Annotated in this window: 17 protein-coding genes; 10 read left to right on the top strand and 7 right to left on the bottom strand. The window is 70.3% G+C overall.

Features of this window, described 5'->3' with window-relative positions; translation table 11 throughout:
• Positions 1-4: 4 nt before the first annotated feature.
• The gene (locus tag FE633_RS08715) at positions 5-307 is read right to left on the bottom strand and encodes a hypothetical protein (RefSeq protein WP_246113512.1); all 303 of its coding nucleotides are present in this window, start codon (positions 305-307) and stop codon (positions 5-7) included.
• Positions 308-397: 90 nt separating this feature from the next.
• Here FE633_RS08715 and FE633_RS08710 point away from each other — a divergent pair, with 90 nt between their 5' ends.
• Together FE633_RS08710 and FE633_RS08705 are read left to right on the top strand one after the other, a co-directional pair.
• A complete protein-coding gene (locus FE633_RS08710) occupies positions 398-1,015 on the top strand; it encodes a TetR/AcrR family transcriptional regulator (RefSeq protein WP_138044531.1) in 618 nt (205 codons plus the stop codon).
• 157 nt (positions 1,016-1,172) lie between these two features.
• Positions 1,173-1,655: an excalibur calcium-binding domain-containing protein gene (locus tag FE633_RS08705; RefSeq protein ID WP_138044530.1), complete on the top strand. Its 483-nt coding sequence runs from the start codon at positions 1,173-1,175 to the stop codon at positions 1,653-1,655.
• Positions 1,656-1,834: 179 nt separating this feature from the next.
• Here FE633_RS08705 and ppdK read toward each other — a convergent pair whose 3' ends face one another.
• Positions 1,835-4,573: a pyruvate, phosphate dikinase gene (ppdK, locus tag FE633_RS08700; protein WP_138044529.1), complete on the bottom strand. Its 2,739-nt coding sequence runs from the start codon at positions 4,571-4,573 to the stop codon at positions 1,835-1,837.
• A 410-nt stretch (positions 4,574-4,983) separates the two neighbouring features.
• On the bottom strand, positions 4,984-6,201 hold the full coding sequence (locus FE633_RS08695) for an ROK family protein (RefSeq protein WP_138044528.1): 1,218 nt from the start codon (positions 6,199-6,201) through the stop codon (positions 4,984-4,986).
• Positions 6,202-6,354: 153 nt separating this feature from the next.
• Here FE633_RS08695 and FE633_RS08690 point away from each other — a divergent pair, with 153 nt between their 5' ends.
• Together FE633_RS08690 and FE633_RS08685 are read left to right on the top strand one after the other, a co-directional pair.
• Positions 6,355-7,887, top strand: coding sequence for an MGH1-like glycoside hydrolase domain-containing protein (locus FE633_RS08690; RefSeq protein ID WP_246113511.1), 1,533 nt, complete (start codon positions 6,355-6,357; stop codon positions 7,885-7,887).
• Positions 7,884-9,818 carry an amylo-alpha-1,6-glucosidase gene (locus tag FE633_RS08685; protein ID WP_138044527.1) on the top strand — a complete coding sequence of 645 codons (1,935 nt, stop codon included), beginning with the start codon at positions 7,884-7,886 and terminating at the stop codon, positions 9,816-9,818. The genes FE633_RS08690 and FE633_RS08685 overlap by 4 nt, the downstream gene beginning before the upstream one ends.
• Positions 9,819-9,920: 102 nt before the next feature.
• Here FE633_RS08685 and dusB read toward each other — a convergent pair whose 3' ends face one another.
• Entirely contained in the window at positions 9,921-11,126 is a 1,206-nt protein-coding gene (gene dusB, locus FE633_RS08680) for a tRNA dihydrouridine synthase DusB (RefSeq protein ID WP_138044526.1), read from the bottom strand.
• 81 nt (positions 11,127-11,207) lie between these two features.
• Here dusB and FE633_RS08675 point away from each other — a divergent pair, with 81 nt between their 5' ends.
• Positions 11,208-12,647 carry an MFS transporter gene (locus tag FE633_RS08675; RefSeq protein ID WP_138044525.1) on the top strand — a complete coding sequence of 480 codons (1,440 nt, stop codon included), beginning with the start codon at positions 11,208-11,210 and terminating at the stop codon, positions 12,645-12,647.
• Between the two features lie 79 nt (positions 12,648-12,726).
• On the opposite strand, the gene FE633_RS08670 is transcribed toward FE633_RS08675, so the two are convergent.
• Entirely contained in the window at positions 12,727-13,608 is an 882-nt protein-coding gene (locus FE633_RS08670; RefSeq protein WP_138044687.1) for a helix-turn-helix transcriptional regulator, read from the bottom strand.
• 119 nt (positions 13,609-13,727) lie between these two features.
• On the opposite strand from FE633_RS08670, the gene FE633_RS08665 reads away from it, so the two are divergent.
• Together FE633_RS08665 and FE633_RS08660 are read left to right on the top strand one after the other, a co-directional pair.
• Positions 13,728-15,161: an MFS transporter gene (locus FE633_RS08665; protein ID WP_138044524.1), complete on the top strand. Its 1,434-nt coding sequence runs from the start codon at positions 13,728-13,730 to the stop codon at positions 15,159-15,161.
• Positions 15,162-15,262: 101 nt separating this feature from the next.
• Positions 15,263-15,469 carry a hypothetical protein gene (locus FE633_RS08660; RefSeq protein WP_138044523.1) on the top strand — a complete coding sequence of 69 codons (207 nt, stop codon included), beginning with the start codon at positions 15,263-15,265 and terminating at the stop codon, positions 15,467-15,469.
• A 109-nt stretch (positions 15,470-15,578) separates the two neighbouring features.
• On the opposite strand, the gene FE633_RS08655 is transcribed toward FE633_RS08660, so the two are convergent.
• Both FE633_RS08655 and FE633_RS08650 read right to left on the bottom strand, forming a co-directional pair.
• Positions 15,579-16,556, bottom strand: a complete 978-nt coding sequence (locus tag FE633_RS08655) for a DUF4394 domain-containing protein (RefSeq protein ID WP_138044522.1) — start codon at positions 16,554-16,556, stop codon at positions 15,579-15,581.
• A 259-nt stretch (positions 16,557-16,815) separates the two neighbouring features.
• On the bottom strand, positions 16,816-18,198 hold the full coding sequence (locus tag FE633_RS08650) for a glycine--tRNA ligase (RefSeq protein ID WP_138044521.1): 1,383 nt from the start codon (positions 18,196-18,198) through the stop codon (positions 16,816-16,818).
• A 172-nt stretch (positions 18,199-18,370) separates the two neighbouring features.
• Between FE633_RS08650 and FE633_RS08645 the strand changes: the two genes are divergently transcribed.
• The 3 genes from FE633_RS08645 to FE633_RS08635 all read left to right on the top strand — a co-directional run.
• Positions 18,371-19,357, top strand: a complete 987-nt coding sequence (locus FE633_RS08645) for a metal ABC transporter solute-binding protein, Zn/Mn family (RefSeq protein ID WP_138044520.1) — start codon at positions 18,371-18,373, stop codon at positions 19,355-19,357.
• A gap of 22 nt (positions 19,358-19,379) precedes the next feature.
• Complete coding sequence (locus tag FE633_RS08640; RefSeq protein ID WP_246113510.1) at positions 19,380-20,315, top strand: metal ABC transporter ATP-binding protein; 936 nt, start codon at positions 19,380-19,382, stop codon at positions 20,313-20,315.
• On the top strand, positions 20,315-21,175 hold an 861-nt coding region (locus FE633_RS08635; RefSeq protein ID WP_138044519.1), incomplete at its 3' end, for a metal ABC transporter permease. The genes FE633_RS08640 and FE633_RS08635, both read left to right, overlap by 1 nt.

The raw sequence follows: 21,175 nt of genomic DNA, 5'->3' as shown, positions 1-21,175 counted from the left end.
CCCGTCAGCCGCTGCGACCAACCGTCCTCGCTTTACCGCGGGCCCAGCCCGCAACGACTGCGCCGAGGGCGACGGCGAGAACGTAGACCGTAATGCTGGCTGCGAATCCGCCTGGCAGCCAGCCGAGTAGGCCGGCGTTGCCGTGGTCGACGAGCTGGCGGATCGCGCCCTGTGCCCCCAGGACTAAGAGCGCGACACCAAGGGTCTGCAGAAGGTCGTACTTCACGTGATGCCCTCCGGGGCTCAAAACCTCTTTGGCGGCGTCGGATGCTCCGCGGCAGGAGAGCCCCGGAACCTCCGCGGTCATCGCCGCGCGGTTACAATGCGACTGCACTGTAATACGGTGCGAGCACCGTCGCAATGCGATCGCACTGTGAACGGCGGGAGAGGAGGCGCCATGCCGAAGATCGTGGATCACGAAGAGCGAAGGAAACGCCTGGTCGAAGCAGTCTGGGCGCTGGCAGTCCGAGGCGGCATCGAGCAGGTGACGCTGCGCAAGGTCGCGGATGAAGCGGGCGTCTCCATGGGGCAGGTGCAGCACTACTACCCTTCGATGCAGGCCCTGGTCCGCGACGCGCTCGACCGGGCGGTCCAGGCGGTGAACGCGAGCATCGAGAGTGCCGTCAAGTCGGCCGGCGCGACGAGCCCGGAAGCCCTGCTCCGCGCATGCCTCCACGCCCTTGTCAGCCCTGACGAGGAGAGCATGCGACTCATGCGGTTCTCCCTGGCGGTGGCGGGACGGGCGGTCTCCGACCCGACGATGGCGCGGGTCCTGGCTCCAGGCGACGATGAACTGCTCTCCTTCACCGCCGGGCTCATCACCGCAGCCCGGCAGGAACGGGGCGGCGAGCCACGCGGCGAAGAGCACACCGACGCCGACATCTGCTGGTCACTCGCCACAAGCCTCGGGGTGGACGTCGCCCTCGGATATCGCTCGCCGGATGCCGCCGGAAGCGTGCTGGACCATCACATCGACCAGCTCCTGGGATCAGGGCGGCACGAGACAACGAGCTGATCCGATCGCCACGCTTTCAACGACCGACCCCGACTCGCGCGGCCAGGCACACTACTGCACTCCACCACACAGCAGTTACAGGATGGTCACATCCCCCACACATCTTGCCGCCCGGCATTACGGTCATCCCCTCACGCAACACCTTTGGGGGGACGACATGACCAACCCGTACACACCGCCACCCATGCCGCAGACCGTCCGGCCGGCCCCCAGATGGGCGCGGAAGCGGTACCTGCTCCCCGCGCTCGGGCTGGCCTTCTTCATCGGCGTGGGCGCCGGCACCGGTGGCGAGGGCACGACGGCCGACGCGGAACCGGCGGCAGACAAGGCACGGCCGACGGCGACCGTCACGGCCACGGCGACCGCGACCGTGACAGCGACAGCGACAGCACTCGCGGAGAGCGAGCCCGCGCCCACCGTCACCGCCACGAAGACCGTCAAGGTCACCAGGACCGTCACCGCCCAGCCCGCGGCGGGCGGCGGATCCGACGACAGCGGCAGCGACTCCGGCGGCAGCAGCGTCTACTACGGGAACTGCAGCGAAGTGCGGGCCGCCGGCGCCGCCCCCATCCATCGTGGCGAGCCCGGCTACGCCTCCCACCTGGACCGCGACGGCGACGGCGTCGCCTGCGACATCTGAGCCCGGACACCTGACAGCGGAGGCGTACGACCTACGCCAAAGGGGCGGCGCCTCCGCACAGGCACCGCCCCTTTTCTCTGGGCGCCGGAGCCGCCGCCGTGTCGGTGAGGGTAGTGGTGACCGACGGCGGTTCCGGTGGTGTGCGCCGGGCTAGCGGTGGTCGCTGGGCCCGGCCCGGGTCAGCGGTGGTCGCTGCCCTTCGAGTTGGAGGCCGCGCGGCCGGCCTCCAGGCGGGCCACCGGGATCCGGAACGGGGAGCAGGAGACGTAGTCGAGCCCCACCTCGTGGAAGAAGTGGACCGACTCCGGGTCGCCGCCGTGCTCGCCGCAGACGCCGAGTTTCAGGTCGGGCCGGGTCGCGCGGCCCGCGTCCGCCGCGGACTTCACCAGGGAGCCCACGCCGTCCTTGTCGATCGTCTCGAACGGGGAGACGCCGAAGATGCCCTTCTCCAGGTAGGCGGTGAAGAACGAGGCCTCGACGTCGTCGCGCGAGAAGCCCCAGACCGTCTGCGTGAGGTCGTTCGTGCCGAAGGAGAAGAACTCGGCGGCCTCGGCGATCTGACCGGCGGTCAGCGCGGCGCGCGGCAGCTCGATCATCGTGCCGAGCGCCAGTTTCAGGCGGACGCCCGTGGCCTGCTCCACCTCCGCGATGACCTGCTCCGCCTCGTCGCGCACGATCTCCAGCTCCTGGACGGTGCCCACGAGCGGGATCATGATCTCGGCGCGGGGGTCGCCCTTGGCGTTCTTGCGCTCGGCGGCCGCCTCGGCGATCGCCCGTACCTGCATGGTGAACAGGCCCGGGATCACCAGCCCCAGACGCACACCCCGCAGGCCCAGCATCGGGTTCTGCTCGTGCAGCCGGTGCACGGCCTGGAGCAGACGCAGGTCGTTCTCGTTGGGGTCCTTGCGGGACTCCGCCAGAGCCACGCGTACCGACAGCTCCGTGACGTCCGGCAGGAACTCGTGCAGCGGCGGGTCCAGGAGGCGGACCGTCACCGGCAGTCCGTCCATCGCCTCGAACAGCTCGACGAAGTCCCGCTTCTGCAGCGGAAGCAGCTGCTTCAGGGAGTCCTCGCGCTCGGTTTCGGTGTCGGCGAGGATCAGGCGCTCCACGAGTTCGCGGCGGTCGCCGAGGAACATGTGCTCGGTGCGGCACAGGCCGATGCCCTGAGCTCCGAAGCGACGGGCGCGCAGCGCGTCCTCGGCGTTGTCGGCGTTGGCGCGCACCCGCAGCCGGCGCACCCGGTCCGCGTACGCCATGATCCGGTGGACGGCGGCGACCAGCTCGTCGGCGTCGTCGGCGCCCGCGTGCATCCGGCCCTCGAAGTACTCGACGACCGGGGACGGGACGACCGGGACCTCACCGAGGTACACCTTGCCGCTGGAGCCGTCGATCGACACGACGTCGCCCTCTTCGACGACGGTGCCGTTCACCGTCAGCCGGCGCCGCTTGGTGTCGACTTCGAGCTCCTCGGCACCGCACACGCAGGTCTTGCCCATGCCGCGGGCGACCACGGCGGCGTGCGAGGTCTTGCCGCCGCGCGAGGTCAGGATGCCCTCGGCCGCGATCATGCCGTCGAGGTCGTCCGGGTTCGTCTCGCGGCGGATCAGGATGACCTTCTCCCCCGAACGCGACCACTTGATCGCGGTGTAGGAGTCGAAGACCGCCTTGCCGACCGCCGCGCCCGGGGAGGCGGCGATGCCCCTGCCGATCTGGTGGGCCTCCGCCTCTTCGTCGAAGCGCGGGAACATCAGCTGCGCGAGTTGGGCTCCGGTGACGCGCTGCAGCGCCTCGGCCTCGTCGATGAGTCCCTGGTCGACGAGCTGGGTGGCGATACGGAAGGCGGCCCCGGCCGTCCGCTTGCCGACCCGCGTCTGGAGCATCCACAACTGGCCGCGCTCGATGGTGAATTCGATGTCGCAGAGATCCTTGTAGTGGTTCTCCAAGGTCTCCATGATGTGCATCAGCTGGTCGTACGATTTCTTGTCGATCTTCTCCAGATCGGCGAGCGGCACGGTGTTGCGGATGCCGGCGACCACGTCTTCGCCCTGCGCGTTCTGCAGGTAGTCGCCGTACACGCCCTGGTGGCCGGAGGCCGGGTCACGGGTGAAGGCCACGCCCGTACCGGAGTCCGGGCCGAGGTTGCCGAAGACCATCGAGCAGATGTTGACGGCGGTGCCGAGGTCGTGCGGGATGCGCTCCTGGCGGCGGTACAGCTTCGCGCGGTCGCCGTTCCACGAGTCGAAGACCGCCTTGATGGCGAGGTCCATCTGCTCGCGCGGGTCCTGCGGAAAGTCGCGCCCGGCCTCGGACTTGACGATCTTCTTGAACTTGGTGACGAGCTTCTTCAGGTCGGCCGCTTCCAGCTCGGTGTCGACCGTGACCTTCTTGGACTTCTTCGCCGCCTCCAGCGCGTCCTCGAAGAGGTCGCCGTCGACGCCGAGGACGGTCTTGCCGAACATCTGGATGAGACGGCGGTACGAGTCCCAGGCGAAGCGGTCGTCACCGGACTGCTTGGCCAGCCCCTGCACGGACTTGTCGGAGAGCCCGATGTTCAGGACGGTGTCCATCATGCCCGGCATCGAGAACTTCGCGCCCGAACGGACCGATACGAGCAGGGGGTTGTCGGCCTGCCCGAGCTTCTTGCCCATCTCCTTCTCGAGCGCGTCGAGGTGCGCGCTCACCTCGTCACGCAGTGCCGCCGGCTCCTCGCCGCTGTCGAGGTACGTCTTGCAGGCCTCGGTGGTGATCGTGAAGCCCGGAGGGACGGGAAGGCCCAGGTTGGTCATCTCGGCGAGGTTGGCACCCTTGCCACCAAGGAGGTCTTTGAGGTCCTTGTTGCCCTCGGTGAAGTCGTAAACGAACTTCACGCCCTCGTCGCCGCTCTCAGTTACGTGGGGATCTTTGTTTTCCGACACGGTCTCGACTCCCTCGAGGACGCGGTGGCTGCCCTGACGGCGAGGAACATACCCAGATCGAAGGTACCTCGGTACGTCCACTTGCGCGTCATACGGTTGTAACCACTCGTCCGCCCCCAGATCGAATGTCAAAGGCTGGCAATAAGCCGAGGCGGCGTGTTTTCACTTCCCGAACGAGCAGAGGCCCAGAAACCCCCAGAAGCGCTCACATGAGCGATGCTTTCTACGTTTGAGTTCGAGTCGTGAATGATCAAAGGGTGGCACTGAGTGCCACAGTTTGGAGAAGTGCAGCCGCCCAAGATCCGCTCATCTGAGCGCAACCCTTATCAAGGGTGGCAAGAATCACGCCGTGCGGGGCGGATGGATTTCACTATGCGGACGCGTTCACGGACCGCTTCACAGACGAGACATCACACACCCATCGCCAGCAGCCGCTCCTCGACCCGCTCGGGCGCGTACAGGTGCTCCACAACCAGATCACCCGCCCCCACCAGCCCCGCCCGCTCGCCGAGCCGTGCGGTGACCACGTCCAGATGAGCGGTGGAGCGGGGCAGGGCACGCTGGTAGAGCAGTTCGCGCACGCCCGTCAGAAACGGCGTTCCGGCCAGATCTCCCGCGATCATCAGCACCCCGGGGTTGAGCAGCGTCACCACGGTCGCCAGGACCTCACCCACACACCGCCCGGCCTCTCGCGCGAGCGCGGCCGCCCCCGGGTGCCCCGCGGTCAGCAGATCCCGCACATCGGAGCCGGAGGCCGCCGGCACCCCGGTCTCCGCGAGCCGCCGCGCCACGGCGCCACCGCTGGCGAGGGCGGCCAGACAGCCGTAGGAGCCGCACCTGCACAGCGCGTCGGCGCCCTCCGGCACCCGTATGTGCCCGATGTCCCCGGCGCCTCCGTCGATGCCCCGATAGATCGCGCCGTCGACCACGACGCCCGCCCCGATACCGGTGGAGACCTTGACCAGGACGAAGGCCGAACAGTCCGGGTGACCGGATCGCTGTTCTCCGTACGCCATGAGGTTGGCGTCGTTGTCCACGAGGACCGGCACCGGAGCCGCGCCCGTGTGCTCGGCGAAGGCGCGAGCGAGGCGGACTCTTATGTCATAGCCGTCCCAGCCGGGCATGATCGGAGGCTGGACGACGCGCCCGGTGTCGCTGTCGACCGGGCCGGGCACCGCGAGCCCGATCCCGCACACCTCGTGCGCCGCGCGCCCGGCCTTCTCCAGCAACTCGCCGAACCAGCGGCCGAGTTCACCGAGGACCACGTCCGGCCCGTCCTCGATGAGCATCGGCCCCGTGTGCTCGGCCAGCGGCTCGCCGGTGAGCGAGAGGACCGCGGCGCGCGCGTGCCGGGTGTCGAGGTCGGCGGCGAGTACGACGGCGTGGGCGTCGTCGAACTCAAGTCGGACCGAGGGGCGGCCGCCGAGCGGTGAGTCCACCGGGCCCGCGGCACCCTCGCGCAGCCAGCCCGCACGGAAGAGCCGGTCGAGCCGCTGACCGACCGTGGCCCGGGACAACCCGGTGACCTGCTGCAACGCACCACGCGTGGTGGCGCGCCCGCTCCGCACCAGCTCCAGAAGGTCGCCGGCGCTCGCCTGACTTCCGGTCCTCCCGGCCCGTCCAGCCATTCCGGTCCTCCCGGCGCTTCCGGTCATGGACACCATGGACACCCTCTTGCGTTCCTCAATCCTGCATTACATATTGGGTTTTGCGTGTTAAATAGACGTAACTCTAAGCCAGATACTGCCGAACTGGCCGGACCAGTCTTCGTGGAGACCTGAGTGGACCGCTCGCCCCAGCTCACCGCCCGTCGCGCCGGGACGGCCGTATACGATCCGGCCCGTCCAGGACGTCCCGCCCGTCCCGGCCCTCCCGGAGCGGTCGGAGCCCGGTCGCTGCACCTCAGCGCGGCCCGGGTGCTGCACGACAACTGGACCGGCGCGTCCACGGTGCCTTCGCGTGACCTGTACCCCCACCAGTGGTCCTGGGACTCCGCGTTCATCGCGATCGGGCTGCGCCATCTGTCGCCCCTGCGGGCGCAGGTGGAGCTGGAGACGCTGCTGGGCGCACAGTGGGGCGACGGCCGGATCCCGCACATCGTGTTCAACCCCTCCGTCCCGCTCGACGCGTACTTCCCGAGCCCCGACTTCTGGCGCTCCTCCACCGCGGGGCGCGCCGCGGGCGCCCCGCGCACCGTACAGACGTCCGGCATCGTGCAGCCACCGGTGCACGCGCTGGCCGCGTGGCTGGTCCACCGGGCCGACCCCGGGCTGTCCCGGGCGCGCGGTTTCCTGGCCCGGGTCCACCCGCGCCTGGCCGCCTGGCACCGCTACCTGCTGCACCGCCGTGACCTGGGCGGCGGCGGCCTGGCCTCGGTGGTCCACCCCTGGGAGCAGGGCATGGACAACTCCCCATGCTGGGACGCCCCGCTCTCCCGCATCACACCGGCCCCGGCCCGCTCCTTCCGCCGCGCCGACCTGGACCACGGCGCAGCCGAGGACCGGCCGACGGACCTGGACTACGGGCGGTACGTGCGTCTGGCGACGGACTACCGGGACCAGGGATACGCGGACGGCCGGGGCTCGTTCGCGGTGGAGGACCCTGCCTTCAACGCGCTGCTGATCGCCTCCGAGCACGCGCTCGCCCGCATCGCCGAGGAGCTCGGCGCCACGGGCTCGGCCCGCCACGCGCGCGCCGAGCGGCTGACGGCGGCGCTGGTGGACCGGCTGTGGGATCCGGCGGAGGGGATGTTCTTCTGCCGGGACGTGTACGGCGGCGGGGAGAGCGGGGCTCTCATCCCCGAGCGCAGTGTCTCCGGGCTGATCCCCCTGCTGCTGCCGACCCTGTCCCGCGAAACCGCCACCGCGCTCGTCCGTACGGCGAGCGGGCCGCACTTCGGGCTCGGGGGCCCCGCCCGGCTCGTACCGAGCTACGACCTCACCGGGGAGGCCTTCGATCCGCACCGCTACTGGCGCGGGCCGGCCTGGTTCAACACCAACTGGCTGCTGGAGCGCGGGCTGCGGCTGCACGGGGAGCACGCGCGGGCGGACGCGTTGCGGGCCGCGCTGCTGGACACGGCGGGCGGGTCCGAGTTCGCGGAGTACGTCGACCCGTACACCGGCGAGGCCTGCGGGGCGCTCGGCTTCAGCTGGACCGCCGCGCTCACGCTCGACCTGCTCCACGAGCCACCGGGACCGGGACTGTCCCCGGTGGGCATCGACACGTTCAACACGTTCGGCATGGACGACATGGACGGCATAGGCGGCATCGATGGGTTGGACGGCATGAGGGACAAGGGAGGGAACCGGGCATGACGGACCGGCAGCATCTGCTCGTACGCGGCGGGACGTTCGCGGCCGTGGGAGACAGCGGCGACATCAGCGGGGTGCGCGGCGGCAGTTCCCCGGACGGGCTGTTCGTCCAGGACGCCCGCCACCTCAGCCGCTGGCAGCTCACCGTCGACGGCGCCGTGCCCGAGACCCTCACCCCGGTCGCCGACGGCGACACCGCACGCTGCGTCCTCGTACCGCGCGGCGGCCGTCAGGAGCCGCCCGCGTACACGCTCTTCCGGGAACAGGCCGTCGCGGACGGCGCGTTCGTGGAGGTGCTGCGCGTCACCAGCAACCGCCCCGTACCGACCACGGTCCACATCGCGGTGACCGCGGACGCCGACTTCACGGACCAGTTCGAGCTGCGCTCGGACCACCGTACGTACACCAAGATCGGTGCCACCCGCTCCCGCCAAGTCCTGGACGACGGCGTGGAGTTCGGCTACCAGCGCGGGGAGTGGCACTCCTCGACGACCGTCACCTCCGAGCCGGCGCCGGACGGCGTCGAGGAGACCGGCACGGGCGCCCGCCGCCTGGTCTGGTCCCTGGACCTCGAACCGCACGGTTCGGCCGAGCTGGCACTCCGGGTCGCGGCCCGCCCGCACGGCACCCCGCATCCGGAGATGCCCCTCTCCCCGTCCGCGGTGAACGAGCGGCTCCTGGCGCTGGAGGACGAGTTCGCGCACGGCGTGCCCTTCCCGACGGGCTGGCCGGAGCTGGCCGCGGCCTGCGCGCGGGGCCTGTCCGACCTGGCGGTCCTGCAGGTCCCGGCGACGGGCCCCGACGGTGAGGACCTCCGCGTCCCGGCGGCCGGAGTCCCGTGGTTCCTGACGCTGTTGGGCCGTGACGCCCTCCTCACCTCCCTCTTCGCGCTCCCCTACCGCCCGGAGCTCGCCGCCGCCACCCTGCCCGCGCTCGCCGCGACCCAGGCGACCGAGGCCGGTACGGGCGCGGTGGCCCAGCCGGGCAAGATCGTGCACGAGGTGCGGCACGGCGAGCTGGCGCACTTCGATCAGGTGCCGTACGGGCGTTACTACGGCTCGGTCGACGCGACCCCGCTGTTCCTGGTCGTCCTCGGCGCGTACGTCGAGCAGACCGGTGATGTGGACCTGGCCCGCCGCCTGGAGCCCCACGCCCGCGCGGCGGTCGGCTGGATGCTGGATCACGGCGGCCTCACCTCGCGCGGCTACCTGGTCTACCGTGCGGACGAGGGCGGCCTCGCCAACCAGAACTGGAAGGACTCCCCCGGCTCCATCTGCTCGGCCGACGGCAGCCGCGCCACCGGCCCGGTGACGGCCGCGGGTGCGCAAGGGTACGCGTACGACGCCCTGCGCCGCACCGCGCAGCTGGCCCGCACGGTGTGGGCGGACGAGGTCTACGCGGCCCTCCTCGAACAGGCCGCGAGCGATTTGCGCGACCGCTTCCAGCGGGACTTCTGGATGGCGGACCGCTCCTTCCCGGCGCTGGCGCTGGACGGTGACGGCAACCACGTGGACGCCCTCGCCTCCGACGCGGGCCATCTGCTCTGGTCGGGCCTGCTGGACAAGGAGTTCGGTGAACTGGTCGGCCGCCGCCTCCTCGAACCGGACTTCTTCTCGGGCTGGGGCGTCCGCACGATTGCCTCCGGCCAGCCCGCGTACCATCCGCTGTCGTACCACCGGGGGTCTGTCTGGCCCCACGACAACGCGCTGATCGCGCTGGGGTTGGCGCGGTACGGGCTCCACGACGAGGCGCGCACGGTGGCCCATGCGCTCGTCGACGCCGCGACGGCTGCCGGGCATCGGCTCCCGGAGGTTCTCGCGGGCTACGGCCGCGATTCCCATCGGGAGCCGGTGCCTTATCCGCACGCTTGCGTGCGGGAGTCCCGCTCTGCGGCGGCTCCTTTGGCGTTGCTTACGGCTGTGGGTGGGGCCTGAGAGCTCGGGGCTACATGTCGGTGCGCGGCTGCGGGCCGTTCGTGGCTGGTCGCGCAGTTCCCCGCGCCCCTGACGGGGCGCGGGTACGGGCGCGGAGCCAAGTTAACCCCCGGACGTGTCCAGCTCCGCCTCTTCGCTGATCCCCGCGCAGTCGTACGGGTCCTTGAGCCAGCCGTCCGGGAGGACCACTCGGTTGTTGCCCGAAGTCCGGCCGCGCGGGCCGTCCGCGTCCGTCGGCCACGGTTGGTCGAGGTCCAACTCGTCCAGCCCGGCCCGGAGTTCGGCCAGCGAGGAGGTGATCGCGAGGCGCTTGCGCATCTCCGAGCCGACCGCGAACCCCTTCAGGTACCAGGCCACGTGCTTGCGGAAGTCGATGACGCCGCGTGCCTCGTCACCGATCCACTCGCCCAGCAGGGTCGCGTGCCGGACCATGACGGCCGCCACCTCACGGAGCGTGGGGCGGGCGGTGGCCTCCGTACGTCCTTCGAACGCCGCCACCAGATCCGCGAACAGCCAGGGGCGGCCGAGGCAGCCACGTCCCACGACCACCCCGTCGCACCCGGTCTCGCGCACCATCCGCACCGCGTCCCCGGCCGACCAGATGTCTCCGTTGCCGAGCACCGGAATCTCGGGCACGTGCTCCCTGAGGCGGGCGATCGCGTCCCAGTCCGCCGTGCCGCCGTAGTGCTGCGCGGCCGTCCTGCCGTGCAGCGCGATCGCCGTCACGCCCTCCTCGACGGCGATCCGTCCGGCGTCCAGGTACGTGATGTGGTCGTCGTCGATGCCCTTGCGCATCTTCATCGTGACCGGGAGGTCGCCCGCCCCGCTCACCGCCTCGCGCAGGATCGCCCGCAGCAGGTGCCGCTTGTACGGGAGCGCCGACCCGCCGCCCTTGCGCGTCACCTTGGGCACCGGGCAACCGAAGTTGAGGTCGATGTGGTCGGCGAGATCCTCCTCGGCGATCATGCGGACGGCCTTGCCGACGGTCGCCGGATCGACGCCGTACAGCTGGATCGACCGCGGCGTCTCCGAGGCGTCGAAGTGGATCAGCTGCATGGTCTTCTCGTTGCGCTCGACCAGCGCCCGCGTGGTGATCATCTCGCTGACGAACAAGCCCTTGCCACCACTGGCTGCATTCTTCGGGGGATAACCCCCGAGCCCCCAGCCGTCGCCTCCGGCGAATTCCCGGCACAGCGTGCGGAAGGGCGCGTTCGTGATCCCGGCCATGGGCGCGAGCACGACGGGCGGCTGCACCGTGTGCGGACCGATCGACAGCGTGGAGTTCACCGGAGTTGTGGACGTGGGCATTCCCCCATTGTCACGCATGCCGACGAGCACGAGCCACAGTCGTTAGTTAGCAACACTATGGAGTTGGCGTACGATGGGGCAATGCCCGAGCTGAGCCACCGCCGACGCATACTCGTGCTCGCGATCTGCTGCATGAGCCTGCTGATCGTGAGCCTCGACAACACCGTCCTGAATGTCGCCCTGCCCTCGATGCAGAACGAACTGCACGCGAGCGTGGCCGGCCTTCAGTGGACGATCGACGCGTACACGCTGGTGCTCGCCTCGCTGCTGATGCTCGCGGGTTCGACGGCCGACCGCATCGGCCGCAAACGGGTCTTCATGGCAGGCCTGGTCGTCTTCACGATCGGCTCGGCCCTGTGCTCTCTCGCTCCGAACCTCGAATCGCTCATCGCGTTCCGCATGGTGCAGGCGGTGGGCGGTTCGATGCTCAACCCCGTCGCGATGTCGATCATCACCAACACCTTCACCGACCCGCGCGAGCGCGCCCGCGCGATCGGCCTCTGGGGCGGTGTCGTCGGCATATCGATGGCCGCCGGTCCTCTGGTCGGCGGCCTCCTCGTGGACTCGGTCGGCTGGCGTTCGATCTTCTGGCTCAACCTCCCGGTGGGCCTGGCCGCGCTCCTCCTCACCTTCCGGTACGTCCCCGAGTCGCGTGCGCCGAAGGCCCGCCGCCCGGACCCGGTGGGCCAGCTCCTGGTGATCGCGCTGCTCGGCTCCCTCACGTACGCGATCATCGAGGCGCCCACCTCGGGCGCCCTCAAGGTCGCCGCCTTCGCCGCCCTGGCCATGGCCGCCCTGCTGAGCCTGCTGTGGTACGAACCCCGCCGCGCCGAACCGCTCATCGACCTGCGTTTCTTCCGCTCGGCGCCCTTCAGCGGAGCCACGGTCGTCGCGGTCAGCGCGTTCGCGGCGCTCGGCGGCTTCCTCTTCCTCTCCACGCTCTATCTGCAGAACGTACGGGGCCTGACCGCCCTCGAGACGGGCGTATGGATGCTCCCCATGGCGGCCATGACGTTCGTCTGCGGCCCGCTGTCCGGCCGACTGGTCGGCAGCCGCGGCCCCCGCCTCTCACTCCTCGTGGCCGGGGTGGCGATGACCGCGAGCGGTGTGCTCTTCGCCGCCTTCGAGGCCGAGACCGCGAACGTCACGCTCGCCATCGGGTACGTCCTCTTCGGCCTCGGCTTCGGCTTCGTCAACGCGCCCATCACCAACACCGCCGTCTCCGGCATGCCCCGCGCCCAGGCCGGTGTCGCCGCCGCCGTCGCCTCCACCAGCCGGCAGATCGGCCAGACCCTGGGTGTCGCCGTGATCGGCGCGGTACTGGCCTCGGGAGTGGGCTCCTCCGCGTACCGGGACGTCTTCGTGTCGGCCGCCCGCCCCGGCTGGTGGATCATCGCGGCCTGCGGCCTCGCGGTCCTCGTCGTGGGCGCGCTCAGCAGCGGCCCCTGGGCCCGCCGCACCGCCGAACGCACGGCCGAGCGGCTGGAGTCGGCGGAGATCAAGGAGGCGGCGGGCGTCTAGGGCCCGTGTCGCCCGTCACCAACGTCCCGGGACAACGTCCCGGGACAACGTCCCGGGACAACGTCCCGGGACAACACATCTAGACCCGCGCGAGAGCGATCGCGTGCAGCTTCTCCATGCGCTCGCGGGACTCCTCGTCGGCCGGTGGGTACGTCACGATGCGCGGGCCGGACTCCGGGCCCAGCCACAGGTCGGTGTGGTCGACGGTGAGCAGGCCGACATGAGCGTTGACGAACTCCTTGCGTTTGCCGCTCGCGGTGACGACCTCGTGCCGCTCCCAGACCTCCCGGAACTGCGGGGAATCGGTCCGCAGCCGCTTGAGCAGCATCTTCCAGGCGGGCTCGGCGAGATGACCGGCCATCGCGGCACGGAACTTGGCGGCCATGATCCGCAGGACCTCGTCCGGCTGCACGAGTGAGGACCGCCATGCCTCGTTGGTGCAGGACAGGATCAGGCAGTTGCGGTCCTCGGGCGGTACGGCCTCGAGGTCGCACAGCAACAGCCCGTAGGTGCGGTTGTACGCGAGGATGTCGTACCGGCTGTTCTGCACGCAGGCCGGCACCGGCTCCAACTGTTCGAGAAGGGTACGCAGCGCGGGCGTGATCGATGGGCAGCTCGCGGCGGGCGAGGGGTCCACGGCTCCGGCCAGCTGGAAGAGGTGGGCGCGCTCACTGCCGTCGAGCATCAGCGTGCGGGCGAGGGCGTCGAGTACCTGCACGGAGACCTGGATGTCCCGGGCCTGCTCCAGCCAGGTGTACCAGGTGACGCCGACCGCGGAGAGCTGCGCCACCTCCTCGCGGCGCAGCCCCGGCGTGCGCCGACGGCGGCCACGCGGCAGGCCGACCTGCTCGGGGGTGATGTGCTCGCGACGGTGGCGCAGGAAGGCGGCGAGCTCGTGCCGCCGCACCACCGCCTCCTTCTCCTCGCCGGCCTCCCGTATCTCCGCTTCGTGGGCGACCATGCTCGTGACGCTCGTCATGCCTCCAGCGTGCCGTCCCGCCAAGCCTGTTGCCAGGTACTGCTGCTACCAGGATAAGAAGACTCTGGTACCCGTCTGGGAGTTGTCCGAGGCTCTGACATGTGACCGACACCAGAACCGTGGACCGCAAGGCCACCCGCTCCCCGACCGCCCCACCCGTGCTCGGCGGTATCGGGCTGTTCACCGTGCTGCTCGGCGCGGCACTCCCCCTCATCGACTTCTTCATCGTCAACGTCGCCCTGCCGACGATCGAACGGGACCTGTCCGCGAGCGAGGCGGTCCTGGAACTCGTCATCGCCGGGTACGGAGTCTCGTACGCCGTTCTCCTGGTCCTGGGCGGACGGCTCGGCGACATGTTCGGCCGGCGCCGCCTCTTCCTCGCCGGTATGGCGGCCTTCGGGCTGACCTCGCTGGCGTGCGGCCTGGCGCCGACCGCCTGGACGCTGGTGGCGGCGCGCGTCGCACAGGGCGCGGCGGCCGCGGTGATGCTCCCCCAGGTCCTCGCCACCATCCAGTCGGCGACCCAAGGGCCGCGCCGCGCCAGGGCGATGGGCCTGTACGGCGCGACAGCCGGGCTCTCCATGGTCGCCGGCCAGATCCTCGGCGGCGTCCTGATCGCGGCGAACATCGCGGGCACGGAATGGCGCTCGGTGTTCCTGGTGAACGTGCCGGTGGTGCTGGTCGGCCTGGTCCTCGCCGCACGTGCTGTCCCCGAGACCCGCTCGCAGCACCCGGAGCCGGTGGACGGCCCCGGCACGGTGCTGCTCGCCGTGTCGCTGCTGACGTTGCTGGTACCCCTGACCGAGGGCCGGGCTGCGGGCTGGCCGCTGTGGACGTGGCCGGCGCTGGCGGCGTTCCCCTTCGCCGCGGCCGCCTTCTACCTCGTCGAGCGCCGGGCGGACCGCCAGGGCCGTACGCCCCTGGTCCCGCCGAGCCTGTTCGCGCTGACGTCCCTGCGGCGGGGGCTCGCGATGATCCTGCCGTTCTCGATCGGCTTCAGCGGTTTCATGTTCGTGATCGCGGTGGCGCTGCAGCAAGGTGCGGGACTCGGGCCGGTCACGGCCGGGCTCGCGCTGGCGCCGATGGCGGTGAGCTTCTTCGTCGTCTCCCTCTGTGGTGCGCGGCTCGTCACCCGGTACGGCACGCGCGTCGTGACCGTCGGTGGCCTCGTCCAGGCGGTCGGTGTGGCCCTTATCGTCCTCGCGGCCCAGCGCTCCTGGCCGGACCTGGGCGTGGCGGAACTGCTGCCGGGCGCGGCCGTCGCCGGTGCGGGTCAGGCGCTCCAACTCCCCATCGTCTTCCGCGTCATCCTCTCCGAGGTCCCGCCCGCCCGGGCCGGAGTCGGCAGCGGCGTCATGATCACCGCCCAGCAGTCGGCCCTGGCGCTGGGCGTCGCCACTCTCGGCTCCCTCTTCCTCGCCCTGATCCCCGGCATGGGCATGCGCGACGCCCTGGTCACAACGCTCCTGGTGCAGCTGGCGGGTATCGCCCTGACCACGCTGCTGAGCCTGCGTCTGCCCCGCACGATCAACTGACCCACCAACCTCATGAGCCCAAGTCTCCTCACAAGTTTCCCTGTTGATGTTGGTCTTGCTGCACACTCCTTGCTGCGAGCCACCCGACACGAGGAGGCGTCATGCTGCAGATCAACAAGAGCAAGGTAAGCCGCTGGGACCAACACGGCCGCGAGCACATCGTCCGCGTGCAGCGCTCCGGCGTGCAGCGCACCATCAGATGCGACACATGCGGCTGGCGGCAGAGCGCCCAGTTCCTCCCCTGGCTGAAGGCGGAGGAGCACCTGGCGGAGGAGCACCAGGCGACCGTGGATCCGACCGATGGATGACGGAGCCGTCGTCACCGGAGCCGCGGCGCCCGGGCCGACATGGCCGCGATGGTGAACCGGCCGCCGCGACAACGCCTGCGCGGCGGCCGGAGAGCGATCTGAGCCGGACTCAGCCCTGGCGCGGCGGCAGCGCCAGATCCATGACCGTTCGACGGCTGTCGAAGGTTCCGCCGAGGGTCACCGAACCGCTCAGCAGGTCCACCCGGTACAGCCGCTGTGCGCCACCGACGCGCAGGACGGCGTACCCGGTGTTCGTGCCGGACCGTGCCGACGTGTGGATGTCGAAGCCCGCGTTCGGCCCGGCGTCGACCCCCAACTTGCCGGTGGGGGCGAGGTTCCCGGCGTTGGCCGGGGACTGGACGGAGATCTGGTCGAGGGCCGTGTCGAGGTCGAAGAGGGTGGTGGCGGTCGCCGCGGAGAGGTCGTTGTTCGTGTACGCGGCTCCGGTCACCCCCCGGGCCGTGGCGCCGACCGTGGCGGGCGGGACCGGCGGATTGGTGAGCGTGCCGTCGACCGCGGTGGTGCCGGCCGCGGGAGCCCCGGCCGGGTCGTCGATGTTGTGGCGGAGGTTCTGGCCTGTGTCGCTGATGATCCGCAGCCGGTTGGCGGCCGGGTTGAAGTCGACACCGAAGGAGCTGCCCTGCAGGGCCGCGCTCAGCTGGGACACCTTGGTGGCCTTGGCGCCGATCTCGCGGAGGGTGTAGATGCCGCCGCGGTCGCCGACGCCGTAGAGCTTGTTGTTCTGTACGCGGTAGTCGATGCCGACCAGCTTGCGGTCGCCCTTGAGGCCGCTCACCTTGCCGAGCGGGAGCGTGCGGCCCGGCTGATCCGTGCGGAAGCGGACGAGCCGCTGGTCCTCGGTGAGCCCTATGGCACTGAGCCGGTCGCCCGCCGCCCGCGACAGCCCCGCTCCGGCTCCGCCCTTGGCCTCGATCGCCGAGGCCGAAGGAGCCGAAGCAGCCGAAGAGGACGAAGAGGGTGAAGAGGCCGATCCGGTCCGCTGCTCGCCGTCACTCGCCGCGACATAGCCGACGGTTCCGATGGCGAGCGCCATGGTGGCCACGCCGATAACTGCTTGCTTGCGCATGTTGCCCCCGTGAGGTTTCCGCGCCCCGCCCCCTGCGGGCCGCGTATGACCTCCCCTTCGGAGCGGTTTGCGCCCTGGATTGCGAAAACCCCGGTTCTGTTACGTTCATTACGGACGTAACAGAACCGGGGTATTGCAAAGGGGCCGCGCCCCACTGAGGGGCGCGGCCCCTGGGGCGCGGGGAACTGCGCGACCAGCCACGCTCAACCCGCAGCCACACAACCGGACCAGCCAGGCAGACGCCCGTCCCGCGGAGCGACTAGCAGCCGATGAGCCGCCCGGCCAGGTAGCCCTCGATCTGGTCGAGGGAAACCCGCTCCTGCTTCATCGAGTCCCGCTCGCGCACGGTCACCGCGTCGTCGTCCAGCGTGTCGAAGTCGACGGTCACGCAGTACGGCGTACCGATCTCGTCCTGGCGCCGGTAGCGGCGGCCGATCGCGCCGGCGTCGTCGAACTCGATGTTCCAGTGCTGGCGCAGCGCCGACGCCAGGCCCTTGGCCTTCGGGGACAGCTCCGGGTTCCGGGACAGCGGCAGCACGGCGACCTTGACCGGCGCGAGGCGCGGGTCGAGGCGCAGCACCGTGCGCTTCTCCATCTTGCCCTTGGCGTTGGGCGCCTCGTCCTCGACGTAGGCGTCCAGCAGGAACGCGAGCATCGCGCGGCCGACACCGGCCGCGGGCTCGATGACGTACGGAGTCCAGCGCTCGCCGGCCTCCTGGTCGAAGTAGGAGAGGTCCTGGCCGGAGGCCTTCGAGTGGGCGCCGAGGTCGTAGTCGGTCCGGTTCGCGACGCCCTCCAGCTCACCCCACTCGTTGCCGCCGAACTGGAAGCGGTACTCGATGTCGGCGGTGCGCTTGGAGTAGTGGGAGAGCTTCTCCTGCGGGTGCTCGAACCAGCGCATGTTCTCCTCGCGCATGCCCAGGCCCGTGTACCAGTTCCAGCGCTGCTCCATCCAGTACTCGTGCCACTTCTCGTCCTCGCCCGGCTTGACGAAGAACTCCATCTCCATCTGCTCGAACTCGCGGGTACGGAAGATGAAGTTGCCCGGAGTGATCTCGTTCCGGAAGGACTTGCCCATCTGCGCGATGCCGAACGGCGGCTTGCGGCGCGAAGTCTGCTGCACCTGGGCGAAGTTGGTGAAGATACCCTGCGCGGTCTCGGGGCGCAGGTACGCGATGGAGCCGCTGTCCTGCGTGGGGCCGAGATGCGTGGAGAGGAGGCCGGAGAACTGCTTGGGCTCGGTGAACTGGCCCTTGTTGCCGCAGTGCGGGCAGTTGACGTCGGCCAGGCCGTTCTCGGGCAGCCTGCCGTGCTTGGCCTCGTACGCCTCCTCCAGGTGGTCCGCGCGGAAGCGCTTGTGACAGGAGGTGCACTCGGTGAGCGGGTCGGTGAAGGTGGCGACGTGACCGGAGGCCACCCACACCTCCGTCGCCAGGATCACGGACGAGTCGATACCGACGACGTCCTCGCGCGACGTCACCATGTAGCGCCACCATTGGCGCTTGAGGTTCTCCTTGAGCTCGACACCCAGCGGCCCGTAGTCCCAGGCGGCACGCTGACCGCCGTAGATCTCACTGCACGGGTAGACGAAGCCACGGCGCTTGCTCAGGCTGACGATGGTGTCGATCTTGTCGGCGGCCACGGTGCTCTCTTCATTACGACGACGGCGACGAAGCGATTGCTTCAGGAGCGAATGCTTCAGATTACCGGCGGTCCCTCCCCCCGGATCAAATCGGTTCGGGGGGAGGGGGCTGGTACGGGACAACCCAGGCGCTTGTTGACAATCGTTTCCAGTTTTGTTGAAAATGGGTGTCATGAACGTACGACGGCGCCTCGCCGCTTCTCGAATAGACACCGCAGGTACCGCGGCGGTCGCGGCGGCCAGCGCCCTCGCCCTCCTCGCCCTCTCCGCCTGCTCCTCCGACTCGTCCGCCGCGAGCGGCAACAGCAGCGGGAAGCTCGACGTCGTGGCGTCGTTCTATCCGATGCAGTACCTCGCGGAGCAGATAGGCGGCGACGACGTCAGTGTGACCACACTGACCGAGCCCGGCCAGGAGCCGCACGACCTGGAGATCAGCGCCAAACAGACCGCGCAGCTCCAGGAGGCGGACGCGGTCCTCTACCTGAAGAACCTGCAGCCCACCGTCGACGAGGCCGTGGCTCAGTCCGAGGTCGGGACGAAGATCGACGCGGCCACGCTGACCAGCCTGGAGGAGCACGGCAACGAGGTCGGCGGCCACGCGGCCGAGCACGACGCGCACGAGGGCGAGGAAGAGCACGGCAAGGACCCGCACCTCTGGCTGGACCCGGTGAAGTACGCCGAGGTCGCCGAGGGCGTCGGCAAGGCCTTCGAGAAGGCCGACCCGGACCACGCCGCGACGTACAAGAAGAACACCGCGGCGCTGGTGAAGAAGCTGAACGACCTCGACACGCAGTACAAGGACGGGCTCAGGAACACGAAGACGAAGGTCTTCATCACCACGCACGCCGCCTTCGGCTACCTCGCCGAGCGCTACGGCCTCACCGAGGAGGCCATCAACGGCCTGGACCCGGAGAGCGAGCCCAGTGCCGGCCGCGTCAAGGACCTTGAGAAGATGGCGAAGGCCGACGGCGTCTCCACGGTCTTCTACGAGACCCTCGTCAGCGACAAGACCGCGAAGACCATCGCCAAGGACGCGAACCTCAGGACGGATGTGCTCGACCCGATCGAGGGCATCACCGAGAAGTCCAGGGGCGACGACTACATCGCGGTCATGGAGTCCAACCTCAAGGCGCTGCAGTCGGCACTCGGCGCCAAATGACCACCCAGCGGAGGACGTCGGCATGAAGCCAGAGCCCGCCACGACCGAGCCCGCGACGGCCGAGCCCGGCACGGCAGAGTCCCGCTCGGCCGAGTCCCGCACGGCCGAGTCCGCCGTGGCCGAGCCCGGCACGGCCACGCGCGGTACGACGGAGCCCGCCGTGGCCCACCTCGCCACGAGCGAGCCCGGCGCGAGGGAGCCCGTCATATCCCTGCGTGGTGTGACGGCCGAGCTCGGCTCGCGTCCCGTTCTGCGGGGCATCGACCTCACCGTGCGCCGCGGTGAGGTCGTCGCGCTGCTCGGTGCCAACGGCTCCGGCAAGTCCACGGCCGTCCGCACGGTCATCGGCCAGGTCCCGGTCACCGGCGGCGAGATCGAACTCTTCGGCACGCCCCGGCGCCGTTTCCGCGACTGGGCGCGCGTGGGATACGTACCGCAGCGCACGACCGCCGCCGGCGGGGTGCCCGCGACGGTGACCGAGGTGGTGTCGTCGGGGCGGCTGTCCCGCGCCCGCTTCGGGATCCTGCGCAAGGCCGACCGCGAGGCGGTCCGCCAAGCCATCGAACTGGTCGGCATGGCGGACCGCGCCAAGGACTCCGTGGACGCCCTCTCCGGCGGCCAGCACCAGCGCGTACTCATCGCACGCGCCCTCGCCGCCCAGCCGGAACTCCTGATCATGGACGAGCCGATGGCGGGCGTGGACCTCGCCAGCCAGGAGGTACTCGCCGAGACCCTGCGGGGGCAGGTCGCGCAGGGCACTTCCGTCCTCCTCGTCCTGCACGAACTGGGCCCCCTGGAGCCGCTGATCGACCGTGCGGTCGTCCTGCGCGACGGTTGCGTACTGCACGACGGCCCGCCCCCGGCCGCCGTGGGCCAGCACGCGCTGCCCGGCCACGATCACGTACACCCACACGCGGCTCACGACGCCGAACCCCTCCGGACGGGACTGCTGAGCTGATGGACATCCTCGACTACGCCTTCATGCAGCGGGCCCTGCTCGCCGCCGTACTCGTCGGCATCACCGCGCCCGCCGTCGGCATCTACCTCGTACAGCGCCGCCAGGCCCTGATGGGCGACGGCATCGGGCACGTGGCGATGACGGGAGTGGGCCTCGGCTTCCTCCTCTCCACCTCCCCCGTGTGGATGGCGACGGCCGTCTCGGTCCTCGGCGCGGTCCTCATGGAGCTGATCCGCTGGTACGGCAGGACGCGCGGCGACATCGCGCTCGCGATGCTGTTCTACGGTGGAATGGCGGGCGGCGTGATGCTCATCAACCTCGCGCCGGGCGGCTCGAACGCGAACCTGACGTCGTACCTGTTCGGGTCGTTGTCGACGGTGTCGGAGTCGGACGTGACGGCGATCTGCCTGCTCGCGGCCTTCGTCGTCCTTGTCACCCTCGGCCTGCGCCGGCAGCTGTTCGCGGTCAGCCAGGACGAGGAGTTCGCGCGGGTGACCGGTCTGCCGGTCCGGGCCCTCAACCTGCTCACGGCGGTCACGGCGGCCGTCACGGTGACCGTCGCCATGCGGGTGGTCGGCCTGCTCCTGGTCTCGGCGCTGATGGTGGTGCCAGTCGCGGCGGCGCAGCAGCTGAGCCGCAGCTTCGCGGCCACCTTCGCCATCGCGATGGCACTCGGGGTGAGCGTGGCGATCGGCGGCACGGTGACGTCGTACTACCAGGACGTGCCGCCCGGGGCGACGATCGTTCTGCTGACCATCGGGGCGTTCATCGTGCTGACCGCGCTGGCCGCGCCGCTGAACCGGCGCCGGGCGCGGGCCGCCGCGCGGGCGGCGGCCGGGGATGTGGCCGGGGACGCGGCC

The organism is Streptomyces montanus (genome assembly GCF_005786655.1).
GTDB classification, from domain to species: domain Bacteria; phylum Actinomycetota; class Actinomycetes; order Streptomycetales; family Streptomycetaceae; genus Streptomyces; species Streptomyces sporangiiformans.
Note: the sequence above shows the minus strand (reverse complement) of the source record. Positions and strands in the feature narration are given on the sequence as shown.